The organism is Nostocoides jenkinsii Ben 74, assembly GCF_001046875.1.
Taxonomy (GTDB): domain Bacteria; phylum Actinomycetota; class Actinomycetes; order Actinomycetales; family Dermatophilaceae; genus Nostocoides_A; species Nostocoides_A jenkinsii.
Map to the genome: position 1 here is coordinate 2,376,577 of NZ_HF571038.1, position 13,373 is coordinate 2,389,949.

General features: G+C 68.0%; 11 protein-coding genes. 5 read left to right on the top strand and 6 right to left on the bottom strand.

Going from position 1 to position 13,373, the window contains the following annotated elements; all coding sequences use genetic code 11:
- Window positions 1-164: 164 nt before the first annotated feature.
- Together BN13_RS11285 and BN13_RS11290 are read right to left on the bottom strand one after the other, a co-directional pair.
- Entirely contained in the window at window positions 165-1,511 is a 1,347-nt protein-coding gene (locus tag BN13_RS11285; RefSeq protein ID WP_084733710.1) for a fatty acid desaturase family protein, read from the bottom strand.
- 24 nt (window positions 1,512-1,535) lie between these two features.
- The gene (locus tag BN13_RS11290) at window positions 1,536-2,630 is read right to left on the bottom strand and encodes a ferredoxin reductase (RefSeq protein ID WP_048546900.1); all 1,095 of its coding nucleotides are present in this window, start codon (window positions 2,628-2,630) and stop codon (window positions 1,536-1,538) included.
- A 113-nt stretch (window positions 2,631-2,743) separates the two neighbouring features.
- Here BN13_RS11290 and BN13_RS11295 point away from each other — a divergent pair, with 113 nt between their 5' ends.
- The 3 genes from BN13_RS11295 (at window position 2,744) to BN13_RS11305 (ending at window position 6,745) form a co-directional block, all read left to right on the top strand.
- On the top strand, window positions 2,744-4,837 hold the full coding sequence (locus BN13_RS11295) for a cell wall-binding repeat-containing protein (protein ID WP_157038558.1): 2,094 nt from the start codon (window positions 2,744-2,746) through the stop codon (window positions 4,835-4,837).
- A gap of 226 nt (window positions 4,838-5,063) precedes the next feature.
- Window positions 5,064-6,242 (top strand): type IV toxin-antitoxin system AbiEi family antitoxin domain-containing protein, encoded by a 1,179-nt coding sequence (locus BN13_RS11300; RefSeq protein ID WP_048546905.1) that lies wholly within the window; start codon window positions 5,064-5,066, stop codon window positions 6,240-6,242.
- A gap of 98 nt (window positions 6,243-6,340) precedes the next feature.
- Entirely contained in the window at window positions 6,341-6,745 is a 405-nt protein-coding gene (locus BN13_RS11305; protein WP_048546907.1) for a DUF1304 family protein, read from the top strand.
- 42 nt (window positions 6,746-6,787) lie between these two features.
- On the opposite strand, the gene BN13_RS11310 is transcribed toward BN13_RS11305, so the two are convergent.
- Window positions 6,788-7,714 (bottom strand): alpha/beta hydrolase, encoded by a 927-nt coding sequence (locus BN13_RS11310; protein WP_048546909.1) that lies wholly within the window; start codon window positions 7,712-7,714, stop codon window positions 6,788-6,790.
- A 150-nt stretch (window positions 7,715-7,864) separates the two neighbouring features.
- Between BN13_RS11310 and ppk2 the strand changes: the two genes are divergently transcribed.
- A complete protein-coding gene (gene ppk2, locus BN13_RS11315; RefSeq protein WP_048546911.1) occupies window positions 7,865-8,749 on the top strand; it encodes a polyphosphate kinase 2 in 885 nt (294 codons plus the stop codon).
- Window positions 8,750-8,779: 30 nt separating this feature from the next.
- The gene (locus BN13_RS11320; RefSeq protein ID WP_157038559.1) at window positions 8,780-9,967 is read left to right on the top strand and encodes a hypothetical protein; all 1,188 of its coding nucleotides are present in this window, start codon (window positions 8,780-8,782) and stop codon (window positions 9,965-9,967) included.
- A 36-nt stretch (window positions 9,968-10,003) separates the two neighbouring features.
- On the opposite strand, the gene BN13_RS11325 is transcribed toward BN13_RS11320, so the two are convergent.
- From BN13_RS11325 to BN13_RS11335, 3 genes are read right to left on the bottom strand one after another with little or no spacing between them, the layout of a single operon-like run.
- Window positions 10,004-11,296, bottom strand: a complete 1,293-nt coding sequence (locus BN13_RS11325) for an ArsB/NhaD family transporter (protein WP_048546915.1) — start codon at window positions 11,294-11,296, stop codon at window positions 10,004-10,006.
- Window positions 11,293-11,844 carry a CBS domain-containing protein gene (locus tag BN13_RS11330; RefSeq protein WP_048546918.1) on the bottom strand — a complete coding sequence of 184 codons (552 nt, stop codon included), beginning with the start codon at window positions 11,842-11,844 and terminating at the stop codon, window positions 11,293-11,295. Before BN13_RS11330 ends, BN13_RS11325 begins: the two co-directional genes overlap by 4 nt.
- 37 nt (window positions 11,845-11,881) lie before the next feature.
- The gene (locus BN13_RS11335; protein ID WP_048546919.1) at window positions 11,882-13,237 is read right to left on the bottom strand and encodes a serine hydrolase domain-containing protein; all 1,356 of its coding nucleotides are present in this window, start codon (window positions 13,235-13,237) and stop codon (window positions 11,882-11,884) included.
- Window positions 13,238-13,373 lie beyond the last annotated feature (136 nt).

Genomic DNA, 13,373 nt, shown 5'->3' on the forward strand with positions numbered 1-13,373 from the left:
CGCGGGCCCGCCACCGATCACGACTACCCGTTGTCGTTCCACACTTCATCCAATCCGCTGACCCACGCCACTGACCTACGCCACTCGCGCACACCACTCGCGCACACCCTTGGCGGACGCCCTTGGCGTCCGCGGGGGTTCTGCGCGAACTCAGAGGGTCGAACTTAGACGGTCGACGGGAGGTGGCGCTTCGTGCGGGCCTCACCCTTGCCACGCACGACCTTCGCCAACTCGCCGCGCACCACGGACCAGCGCGAGCGGCCGGGCTCCTCGTTGGGGAGGGAGAGGCGGCATACCTTCCGATAGACCTGGTAGGCCTGCTTCAGCACCGGCCCCGTCACGTAGTGCAGGTCGTGCTTGGCCATCAGCGCCTGAATCTTGGGCGAGATCTCGGCATACCGATTGGAGGGCATGTCCGGGAAGAGGTGGTGCTCGATCTGGTGGCTCAGGTTGCCGGTCATGATGTGCGTGAACTTCGAGCCGGAGATGTTGCCGGAGCCGAGCATCTGCCGCAGATACCACTCACCGCGGGTCTCGCCGTCAATGGAGTCGGTCTCGAAGGTGTCGATCCCGTCGGGGAAGTGCCCGCAGATGATCACGGTGTTGGACCAGACATTGCGCACGATATTGGCCGTGAAGTTGGCCGCGAGCGTCGGCAGGAAGCTCGGCCCCGACACCAGCGGGTGCAGCACATAATCCTTCAGCGCCTGCTTGCGGATCTTGCCGAGCATCTCGTGCAGATTGGCCTTGAAGACCTCTTTGTCCTTGTCGGACAACTCATTCCAGTTCTGCAGGTTGCCGCGCAGCTCCAGGTCATAGGCCGCGATGCCGTACTCGAAGAACATGGCATTGATCAGGTGCCAGATCGGCTGACCGAGGTGGAACAGCTGCCACTCCTGGTCTTCATCGACCCGCAGGAGCCCATAGCCGAGGTCGTTATCCCGCCCCAACACATTCGTATAGGTGTGGTGCAACTCGTTGTGGCTGTGCTTCCACTGCTTGGCCGGCGAGGCCATGTCCCAGTCCCACGTCGTCGAGTGGATCTTGGGGTCGCGCATCCAGTCCCACTGCCCGTGCAGGACGTTGTGGCCGATCTCCATGTTCTCCAGGATCTTGGCCAGCGAGAGCCCGACCGTGCCCGCCGCCCACGCAACCTTGTTGCGGGAGAACAGCAAAACCACGCGGGAGCCGATCTCCAGCCCGCGCTGGACCTTGATCACCCGCCGGATGTATGCCGCGTCCCGCGCCCCGCGCGAATCCATCACCTCCGCGCGAATCGCGTCGAGCTCGCGCCCGATCCCCTCGATCTCGGCGTTCGTCAGGCGACCAAACGGATTGGGTCGCCCGGACTTCTTCGGCAGATGCTCGCGCTCGCTGCCGCCCCCCACCGACAACCGCGTGTTCAACGTATGCCGCTCCGCCTCCAGGTGCGTCGGCTCGCTCACATGCGGCGCCGTCGGCGAAATCGACGTGCGTGCCGGGGACGACGTGCGTTCGGGGGCCAGAGTCATGAGGGTTCCTCTCGACGGGGGAGGTCAGGCTTCGAGGTCGCAGGAGCCGGCGACCGCGTTGATACACGTTTGGATGGGAAGTTCGTCGCCGGGTTCGGCCACGGTGATTTCGCCGGTCCGCAGGTCCCGGACCGCGCCTTGGCGCATCGTCACGACGCAACCAAAGCAGATCCCCATACGGCAGCCGGACTTCAAGAGCAGGCCGGCGTCCTCGCCGGCATCGAGGATCGGGGTCGCGCCATCGGCGTCGATGGTGACTTCGGAGCCGAGGAAGGTGATCTCGCCACCCTCGCCCGGCTCGATGATCGTGGGCCGGAAGCGCTCGACATGCAGCGCGTCCGCGAGCCCGTGCCCGGCCCAATGTGCCTCGGCCGCGTCGAGCAGGCCGGTGGGGCCGCACACCCATACCTGCCGCTCGCGCCAGTCGGGGACCTGCTCATCCAGGGTGGCCAGGTCCAGCATTCCCGCGGTGTCCGTATGCCGCGTCACCAGCCGAATCCGGCCGCCTGCCGCGAGCGCGCCCAACTCACCGGCGAACATCACGTCTGCAGGGGTCGGCGCGCTATGCAGGAGGGTGATGTCGGGCCCGACCCCGGTCGGGAGGTTGCGCAGCATACCCATGACGGGGGTGATGCCCGAGCCGGCGGTGAGGAAGAGGATCTTGGCCGGCAGGGGCGTCGGGAGGACGAACTCGCCGATGGCCTGATCGAGCATGACCAGGGTGCCCGGCTGCGCCTCGCGCACGAGGTGGTTGCTGACGATGCCGTCCGGGATGGCCTTGGTGGTGATCGAGATGGTGCCGTCGCCGACCACCGAGGTCAGCGAGTAGGCCCGCCAGTGCCGCACGCCGTCGACATCGATGCCGATACGGATGTACTGGCCGGGCACGTGGCCACGCCAGGACCGTCCCGGCTTGATCGTCAAGGTCGCCGAGTCGGCGGTTTCGAGGCGCTTGGCGACGATCCGGCCGCGCAGGTCGGCGCCCGCCCGCAGCGGGGCGACGAAATCGAGGTAGTCCTCGGGCAGGACCGGGGTCGCGATCGCGGCAGCGAGCTTCCAGACACCATTGATCAGTTGGGGACGCCGCGCGCTCGCCGGGCGAGGTGGAGCCGCAGTCATGGGCCCAAGTCTAACCTACGTTCCCGTAGGTTACGTTGGCGTAGGTTGTGCGCTGGCCCACCTTTGCCGGTGAGTTCGGGCGCCGCCACACCTGCGCGGATTATGTTGGGTTCATGTCTGCCGCAACGCCATCCCACGCCCCCAGTCGTGCTCGTCGCCGCGCTCGCGCCCTGGCTCTCGCCACTGCCGTGGGTATGGCGCTCCCGCTCGCCGGGACCCTCGCCGCGCCCGCCGTCGCGGACACCGGCGCGCATCGCCTGCACCACGGCAGCAAGGTCGCCGGGGCGCACTGGATGTACTTCCTGCCGGTCTATTGGACGAGTTCCTCCCCCAGCAACGATCCGACGGTGGGCGTGGAGGCCGCCGTCAGCGATGCCGATTCCTATTGGCGTGATGTGTCCGGAGACCGGGTCTCGGTCTCGCTCGGGTGGGCGGAGCAGTGGAGCCGGATCAATATGACCTCCACCGAGATCGCCACGTGCGATCGCAAGGCGTTGACACGCGAAGCCCTGAACCTCATCGAGGGCACCGGTGACTCCCGTGATCATCTCGTCGTGGCCCTGCCGGGCTACAGCCAGTGCGATTTCACCGACCTGGAGATCATGGGACCGTCCTCGCAAGGGCTGGGCATCACCTTCACCAACGGACCGGTCAACAACACGTGGGTCACGCAACGGGCCATGTTGCACAACGACGAGGTGTCCTCGACCGGCTCGCTCGACTGCCTCGACGGGGCGACGCCCGTTCCGTTGGGAGGCTCGTGCAAGGTCACCGACTACAACAACCCGTGGGATCCGGCGAGTGATCACCCGTATGGCGAGGTCGGCAGCCCGCTCGCCAGCACCCTGTGGAGCCTTGGCGCGGTGAGCGACGCCGAGTACCCGCAACTCCAGGTCGGCATCCCCCGCTCGATGACGATCGCGCGCAACGGTTCGTCGACCGGCACCCGGGGCTTCTATTTCGACATGGGCGGTTATCGCTATCACGTCGACTACCGCACGGCGGCGGGCCGGGACTCGTGGATCGACACGGCCACCTACACCAGCGCCGGCGGCACCGTGCGGACCGACCCCGGCGGCGGCGTCACTGTGCACCGCCAAAGCCTCACCGACGGCCACTACGTCCGAGCAGTAGTCGACTTCCACCCCGAGACGCGCGCGGTGCGCGACACGCAGCGCCACCCCGGGCTTGCCGCGGGCGAGAGCTACACCTCCCCCGACAACTTCTTCAAACTGACCGTCAGTTCGGCGAATGCGACGTCGGCCACGGTGGACATGAGCTTCCCGGCCCTGCAGAAGGTCACGCGCTGGAGCGGCGCGGACCGCTATGCCACCTCCGCGACGATCTCGTCCCGGACCTTCTCGCCGGGCGTGGACGTGGCCTATGTGGCGTCCGGCAATGTCTACACCGATGCCCTCTCCGGCGCCCCGGTGGCCGGCATGACCCGCGGCCCGATCCTGCTGACGAAGGCCGACTCCGTCCCCGACCCGATCGTGGCCGAGCTTCGCCGGCTCAACCCCAAGAAGGTCGTTGTCTTCGGTGGCACCGCCACCATCCAGGACTCCGTACTCACCCAGATCGGCAATGTCACCGGCGCCCCCGTGACCCGCTGGTCGGGCCCGGACCGCTTCTCGACGTCGGCCCAGATCTCGGCCAACAGCTACCCGGCCGGGGTGGGCACGGCATACATCGCCTCGGGTCGCGTCTTCACCGACGCCCTCTCCGGCGCTCCGGTCGCGGGCAAGACGGATGGCCCGGTGCTGTTGGTCGACACCAACTCCGTCCCGTCGTCGATCGCGGCCGAGTTGGCTCGCCTGAAGCCGAACCGGATCGTCATCTTCGGCGGGTCGAGCACCATCTCGACCGGCGTCGAGGCCACCCTCGGCTCGTATGCCGCATCCGTCGTCCGCTGGTCCGGTCCCGACCGGTTCACCACCTCGACCGCGATCACGAGCCAGTCGTATGCCGCGCCCACCGACACGGTCTATATCGCCTCCGGCCGGGTCTACACCGACGCCCTGTCGGGTGCCCCGGTGGCCGGCGCGACGAAGGGCCCGATCCTGCTCTCCGACACCACGCGGCTCCCCGATGCGGTGGCTACCGAGCTGGCGCGGCTCAAGCCGAGCCGGATCGTGGTGCTGGGCGGGGAGAACACCCTCTCGTATGGGGTGCAGGCCGCCCTCAGCGCCTACGTCACCCCGCGCTGACGGCGAGTGGCCCGCCCGGGCGGGCGCGCGGCATACATCTCGGGTTCACGTCACCCCTTCGCGCTCACGTCACCCCCTAGAACGGGTGATGTGAACGGGAAGGGGTGACGTGGTCGAGAAGGTATGACGTGAATCCACAGCCCTAGGGGACCCACGTTGGACGGCTGTCCACAGGCCTGCCCGTCTCCGCTGGCGGGAAGGCGCTCCGCCCGGCCACGGTGGTGGTATGCCGCACACCAACCCCGCGCACCTCAGCCCCGCGCATCTCACGCTGCCGCAGACCTATCCCACCCCGCCGGCGCTGCCGACCATCATCCGCTCGCGGGACCGAACCGAGGCGGCCCTGCGGCACGCGCTTCGGGGACGCACCATCGCCCGAGTTGGACGGGGCGCGTATGTCGAGGTGCCGCCCGGCCCGGCATGGCAGCAGCGAGAGTTCTTGGCGCTCGCCGCGATCGTCGCGACGATGGATCGGCTAGGTCCCGACGCCGTTCTGAGCCACACCTCGGCCGCCCGGGTGCACGGTTTGTGGGTGCCGCCGTGGGATGGGCTGACCCACGTCATTGTCCCCAAGGCCGGCAAGCAAACTACGGGGATACGCCGACATGTGGGCCCCCTGCCGTCCGGCGACATCGTCCAGGTCGATGGGATCAGAGTGGCGTCCTTGCGCCGAACGATCGTCGACTGCGCCCTGATGCTGCCGCCGCGATGGGGCTTGGCCATCGTGGACAGCGGCTTGCGGAGCGTGCTGCGGCCTGACCGCGCCAACCCCCTCGCCCACCTCGAGCGCCAGCAGCACATCAAGGCCGTGCTCCTCCGGCTTCTCGCCGAGCGACCGGGCGCACCCGGAACCCTCGCCGCGCGAGCGGTCATCATGGCTGGCAATGCGTTGAGCGAGTCACCGGGCGAGAGCGGCCTTCGCTGGGCCGGCCTCGCCGGCGGCGCCCCCGAGCCCACGAGCCAACTGGCCGTGACGACCGCCGAGTCCACCTTCTATCTGGATCTCGCGTGGGTGATTCCCCTCAGCGCTTGGGCTCCCAACGAATCCAATCGCCCGCGGCTCATGTCCGATGTCGTGATCCTGGGCGAGGAGTACGACGGCGAAGGGAAATACTCCGAGTGGCCGCCAGCTGACGGCAGCCCTCGGCTGAGCCCGCTGTTGCGCGAGAAGCGACGCGAGGATGCGTTGCGCGAGCGCGATGTGTACCTGGTGCGTCGGACCGCGGCCTCGCTGCGCGACCACCTGGCACTGATTGCCTCAATGGTCGCCCGATTTCCTCGCTCCATGACGGCGAGTTTCAGGCCCAATCTGGCCCTCCTCGCCCCAGCCCCACCAGCCCGTTCACGTCACCCCCTTGCGCCCACGTCATACCTTTCCGACCACGTCACCCGCTCTAGGGGGTGACGTGAACGACCAGGGGTGACGTGAGCGACAGGGGGTGAGGTGAGCGACAAGGGGTGAGGTGAGCGCAATGGGGGGACGTGAAGAGCGCGGATGACAGGATGCACCCCGTGGTCACCATCGGACTCGTCTTCGTCGCCCTAGCGGCGCTCATCCACGTCTACATCTTCGTGTTGGAGTCGCTGCGCTTCGACCAGCCGTCGACCTGGCGGGTCTTCGGGGTGAAGGGCGCCGCCGAGGCGGAGCTGATGAAGCCGTGGGCCTATAACCAGGGGTTCTACAACCTGTTCCTGGCGATCGGCGCGGCCGTCGGCGCGATCCTGAACGGCGTCGCCGACAGCGGGTCGAGCGCCAGCGCGTGGGGGCGGGCGCTCGCGGTCTACTGTTGCGCGTTCATGCTCGCCGCGGCCCTGGTCCTCATCGCGTCCGACCGGCGCAAGGCCCGCGCCGCCCTGGTCCAGGGGGCCGCCCCGGCCCTCGCGCTGGTCTTCCTGGTCCTCGGCTGAGCCAGCCGAGCCGAAGCCGCCGCGCCCGCTCCCGCCAAACCCCTAGGACGCGGGCAGGTGGGCGTCCAGCCAGGCGATGATGTCGGCGGTGACCTCGTCCCGATTGGTCTCGTTGAGCATCTCGTGGCGCCCGTCGACATAGAACCGCGTCGTCACCTCCTGCACCCCCGCCTTGCGATATTGCCGCGCGACCTGTTCGACGCCCTTGGAGTTGGCGCCGACCGGGTCCATCGCGCCGGCGAGCAGATGGATCGGCAGGTCCTTCGGCACCTTGGCGCTGGTCTTGGGGTCGTGGATGTAAGCCAACCCGCCCAGCAGGTCGGCATAGAAGCCAGCGGTGAACACATTGCCGCACAACGGATCCGCGACATACTTGTCCACCTCCTCGGGATCCCGGGAGAGCCAGTCGAACTTCGTGCGGTTGGGCTTGAACGCCTTCCCATAGGCACCGAAACTCAGGTTGTCCAGCATCGGCGACACGGCGCGGCGACCACGGACGCGGGACTCGACCGCGGCGATCGCGGCGCCCGCCTTGCCCAGCAAACCCTGGTCCCCGGCCGTCCCGGACAGGATCAGGCCGGCCAACTCCCCACCGTATGCCGCGGCATACGCCCGCGCGAGAAGCGACCCCATGCTGTGGCCGAAAAGGAAGACCGGGATATCCGGATGCTCGTCCCGGGCGAGTTCGGTCACCTCATGGAGGTCACGCACGACCGTCTGAAAGCCGTCCTTGTCCGCGAAGTAGCCGTGGTCCGGGCCCACCGGGTGGGTCTGGCCGTGGCCGCGGTGGTCCTCGGCATACACCACATAACCCGCGGCAGTCAGGGCCTCGGCAAACCGGTCATAGCGTGCCGCGTGTTCGGCCATGCCATGGGCGATCTGGACGATCGCCTTCGGCGCCCCCGCCGGCTCCCAGAGGTAGGTGTGCAGGGACGTGCCATCGGCAGCGGTGACCGTCGTGGTCTTCATGGGGGGCCTCCTCGGCGGCGCCGGTCGACCGGCGGTGGGCATTGCCGTCAATGTAGCCGTCCCACTGAGCCGAGGAGATCGGGGGCGATGGTAATCCCCGCCTCACTACCGCATACCGAACCGTTTCACTAAGTTGGTGGCGTGAGCCAAATGAACCTGCGGGAGTACATCGATTCGCTCAAGGTCGAGGGCTACACGGTCCGCGACGATCATGGGGATGACCCCATGTTGATCGCGCCCGATGGCAAGGCCGTCGAGACGTGGCGCGAGAACTATCCATACGACACGTTGATGTCGCGCAACGACTATGAGGTCGAGAAGTACCTCCTGCAGATCGAGTTGCTGAAGTTCCAGTACTGGGCACAGGACAACGGCGAGAAGCATGTGCTGGTCTTTGAGGGCCGTGACGCCGCCGGCAAGGGTGGCACGATCAAGCGCTTCATGGAGCACCTCAACCCACGGTCCGCCCGCGTTGTCGCGCTCACGAAGCCGACCACGACCGAGGGTGGACAGTGGTACTTCCAGCGCTACATTTCCCATCTGCCGACGACCGGCGAGATCGTGCTGTTCGACCGCTCCTGGTACAACCGGGCCGGCGTGGAGCGCGTGATGGGCTTTTGCAGCGACGACCAGTACGACACCTTCATCCGGCAGGCGCCGCGCTTCGAGGAGATGCTCATCGAGGCGGGCACGACGGTCACGAAGTTCTGGTTCTCGGTGACGCAGCAGGAGCAGCGCACGCGCTTCGCGATCCGCCAGATCGACCCGGTGCGTCGCTGGAAACTCTCCCCGATGGACCTGGAGAGCCTCGACCGGTGGGAGGCCTACACCGACGCCAAGGAGGCGATGTTCAAGCTCACGGACACCAAGGTCTCCCGCTGGTACACCATCAAGTCCAACGACAAGAAGCGCGCCCGCATCAATGCAATGCGCCTGTTCCTGAGCCTGCACGACTACGACGGCAAGGACGCCGATGTTGTCGGCGAGCCGGACCCATTGGTCGTGGGGCGCGGCAAGAAGACCGTCGGCGACTGATCCCGCGTCGGCTCGGGTTAGCCTGAGCCGGTGCCACGGCTGCCAGTCAATCCCGCCCGTCGGGTCGCTGCTGCGGCGAAGCCCGCGGTGGATCGGCTACGCGAGGGACGCGGAGCGGCGACGAGCCGCGCGGAGCGGTTGATTCCTGGCCGTCGCCGTGCCGCCGTCGATGTCGCCGGCTGGAGCACGACCGATTTTCTGGCGTATGCCGCGGCCGGCACCCTTCGCGAACTCCCGCCCCCGCGGGCCGGCCGGGACGCGGTCATCCGCATCAACGCCCTCAGTGGCTCGATGCCCATCGAGGCCACCCTGCTCGCCCGCGCGATCACCGACGCCGCACCCGCACCCGATGCGCACCTCAACCCGACCCTGTTGGATGTGCTGGAGCGCTACCTGCCGGAGAGCCTCAACGCCTTCGAGGTGTCCTCCCGGCGCCGCGGCCAGGAGTCGGCCGAGCAATTGCTGCTCGCACAGTTGCGCCTGCTCCACTCGGTGGCGCTCGACATCGAGCAGGCGGACGCCGAGCACAACGAGCGTGACCTGCAGATCCAGGACCGCTTCCTGCGCGAGCGCTTCGCGAATCTCACCCCTGGCGAGCTGGAGATCGGCACCCGACCCACCCTGTCAGCGCCGATCCGATCCCTCGACGCCCCGCTGCGCCCCCGCGCCAAAGCGGCCCCGGTGGAGGGCCGTGCCTACTTGCGACCCGATCGGGACTCGGTCGTGCTCTTCCGTCGCGAAAGCCCCGGGTCGTGGGACCTCGCCCTGCGGCTCGCCTTGCCGAAGGGTCATGCCGTGACGCTCGGCGTGGTCGAGGAAAGCACCTCGGGCGCAGTGCAATTCACCCATCGCACCGGACGGCGGGTCTTCACCAGCCGCCGCTCGACGGGCTTCCGGGCGGCGCAGGTGGACCTCGCGTTGCCGGTCCGACTCGCCTCTCCGCGGCGCTTCCTGGTGTATGCCGAGGGGTCGGCCGGGCGGGGCCCCACCGGTACCGTCCTCTTCGTCCGCAGCGATGCCCGCAGCCAGGCGGAGGTAGCCACGACGTTGACGAACCACGCGCGGGCGCCGCTAACGGTGATCGCGTCGGGCTACGAGACGACCGATGGGCTGATCCTGCGCAACGAGTCGGTCGTCTTCCCCGACCTGCAGTCCGCCTGCACCGGGTTCGGCTATCACCACATCACCTGGCTGGACCGGCACTCCCCCGTCGTCTGACCCGGCGAGGAACGGGCGAAGAACTTCGTGGGATGTTTAGAAATAGCGGAGCGCAACATAGGGGACGCAGCACGCGATCGTCACCGCGGCCACGATCAGCCCGTAGCGGGTGAACTCCCAGAACGAGATGGGATGCCCGTTGCGTTTCGCGATGCCGGTGATGACAACATTCGCCGAGGCGCCGATCGCGGTGGCGTTGCCGCCCAAGTCGGCGCCGAGGGCCAGCGCCCACCAGAGTGACTGCTGCTGCGGGGGCAGCCCCTGGGCGGGCCCGACCAGGTCGTGGACGAGCGGGGCCATCGTCGCGACATACGGAATGTTGTCGACGATCGCCGAGAGTCCGGCCGAACCGACCAGAATCCCTTGTGCCGCAAGGGCGTAGTTGTCCCCCATCGCCGCGGTGATCGAGTGCGCCAGCTCGGTGATCACGCCCTGGTGCACCAGCGTCCCGACCATGATGAACAGGCCGGCGAAGAACAGCAGGGTCTCCCACTCGACCTCCGCGAGATAGGTCTCGGAGCTCTGCCGGGAGATGAGCACCGCCACGCCCGCGCCGAGGAGGGCGATCAGGGACGGTTCCAGATGGGTGAGGGCGTGCGTCGCGAACCCGATCAGCACCACCGCGAGGATGACCAGCATCCGCCACAGCAGTCGAGCGTCCGTGATCGTCTCGCGCGGGGTGAGCGCCATGATCTGGTCGGCCTTGCCCGGGTCGTAGGTGAGCCGCCGCCCCCAGAGCAGCCAGCACAGCCCGATGAAGACGACGAGCAACGCCAGCACGATCGGGGCGAGGTGGATCAGGAAGTCGTTGAAGGACAACCCGGCTCGGCTCGCGATGATGATATTCGGGGGGTCGCCGATCAGGGTCGCGGTGCCGCCGATATTGCTGGCCATCGCCTCGGCGAGGAGGAAGGGCATGGGGGCGAGCGCCATACGATCGCAGAGCAGGAGCGTGACCGGAGCGACGAGCAGCACGGTCGTGACATTGTCGAGCAGGGCCGAGGCGACCGCCGTGATGAGCACCAGCAGCACCATCATCCGGAACGGTCGGCCCCGCGCGCGCTGCGCCGACCAGATCGCCAGGAACTCGAAAACTCCTGTCTGACGCAGGATTCCGACGAGGACCATCATCCCGAACAGCAGGAAGATGACATTCCAGTCGATGCCGGTCTCGGCCGAGAAGTAGATCTCGTGCCCGCGGGTCGCGCCGATGACGACCATGAGGGCGGCGCCAGTGAGGGCCACCGCGGCCCGGTTGAGTTTCTCGCTCGCAATGACGACGTATGCCGCGGCGAAGACCCCGATTGCCAGCCACGCCGTGAGGGTCATTCCTCGGACCCAGAGTCGCCGAAGTAGCCCGGCTCGGCGCGCTCGATGAGGTCGCGTTCGAGGCGATGACGCACGAGGTCGCTGTCCTGGCCGGCAGCGGTGGCGATGGCCGCGAGGACGCGGCTGACGGTGAGTACGCCGCGGTAGGCACCCGACCGATCTCGCACGACGATCACGGGGCGGTTGCCCTCGTCCATGACAGACGCGATCTCCAGCAGCGTGTCCTCGGGCAGGACCGACGGCAGTTTGCGTGCGGTGATGCGCTTGGCGTCGAGAAGGTCGCCGAGGGTCACCGTGTTGAGTTTGTGGCACAGCTCATCGGCCGAGGCCTCGTCAAAGGCGTGGACGAGCTTGCGATCGTCACGGACATACTGCGGCAGGACGGCCGAGAGCAGTTGGCTCCCCGGGATGACGGCGATGGGTTCGCCGGCGTCGTCGGCGACGACGAGCCCGCTGAGGCGGAACTCGGCGACGACCTTGGCGGCTTCGGCGGCCGTGGTCTGCCGGCGAACCATCGGAATCTGTTCGGCGAGTTGCTCCGCATGCACGGGATCAGCCTGCCAGGCGGCTACACGCGATGTCGGGTCACGACGTGGCGGAGATGAGGTCCTTGACGAGTTCGACGGTGCGCAGTTGGTCGGCCTCCAGCGCGGGCGAGAACCCGAGACGGACGACGACGAGATCGGCGGAGGGAACGACATACAGCCGTTGACCGTCGTGGCCCTGCGCCCAGTAGGTGTCGGCGGGCAGGTCGGGAGCGACGAGGGTGCCGTCGGCCTGCTTGTTGACCCACCAGCCGGCGGCGTAGCCCTTCTCCTCACTCTCGGCCACGGCGAGGTGGGTGGTGGAGCGGGCCATCCAGCCGGCGGGGAGGTAGCGACGGCCGTTCCACTCACCGTCTTGCAGGGCGAACTGGCCGATGGCGGCCCAGTCGCGGGGAGTGGCCCATAGGTATGAGGAGCACACCGGGGTGCCGCTCGCGTCCGGCTCCCACACGGCCGAGGACAGCCCGAGTTGCTGGAAGAGGAGTTGGCGCGGCAGGTCGGGGCCGTCGCCGGACTTGGCCGTCATCAGTGAGCAGATGATGTTGGTGGAGCCGCTGGAGTACTGCTGATAGGTGCCGGGGTCGTGCGCGATGGGGAGGCCCGCGGCATACGCCCCCATGTCGGGTTGGCGGTAAAGCATCGTGGTGACGGCCGTGCCGAGGGCGTAGGTCTCGTCCCAGCTCAAGCCGGAGGTCATCCGCATGAGCTGCTCGATCGAGATCTGGGTCTTGGTGCCGGTCCAGTCCTTGACCAGGCCGGTCGCGGCGGGGTCGAGGTCGCCGGCTCGCACCATCCGCCCGACGAGCAGGTTGGTGACGCTCTTGGCCATCGACCAGCCGAGTTGCCGCGTCGTGGGGTCGAAGCCGTCGGCGTAGCGCTCGGCGACCAAGTCGCCCTTGTGCAACACGACGATGCCGCGGGTGCCCAATTCGGTCTTGGCGTCGGCGGCGAGGTCGTCGCCGAACGCCCCGGCCAGGGCCGCGGTGACGGCGGCGTTGGGAGCGGGAGTGGCGGCGTCGGCGTAGGGATTGCCGTCGGCAGGGACAGGGGTCGGCGTCGGGAGCTGCGGCCGCTCGGCGGCCAGGATGCAGCCGTAGCCCTCGACGTACCACGCCTTCTGCTTGGCGAGAACGCCGAGGATGCTGGCGGTGGTGGCTGCCCCGCCGTCGCTCTCCTTTGCCCGCAGGTAGGGCACCAGCGGGTTGGGTGGCAGGTCCGTGGCCGGGTCGTGGCGGTTGGTGAGGTGGGTGACGGCGCAGGCGTTGTGCGCGGCATACCCGGTGCCGGTGAGCAGGAGGGGGCGCTCGAACCAATAGCCACCGACGACCGCGACGACTAACAGGGCCAGGATCGACGCCAGGATGCGGCGGATCACCCGGCGGCGACGTCGTGACATGGCCCGACGCTACGGCACGCGGCCGCCTGGGCCCAGGAGGTTGGGGCTACCGGGCGGAAACCAGGACCCTCGGCTTGGAACTTGAGCACGCCTTACGCACTTGAGCACGCCTTGTAAGGCGTGCTCAAGTGCGTAA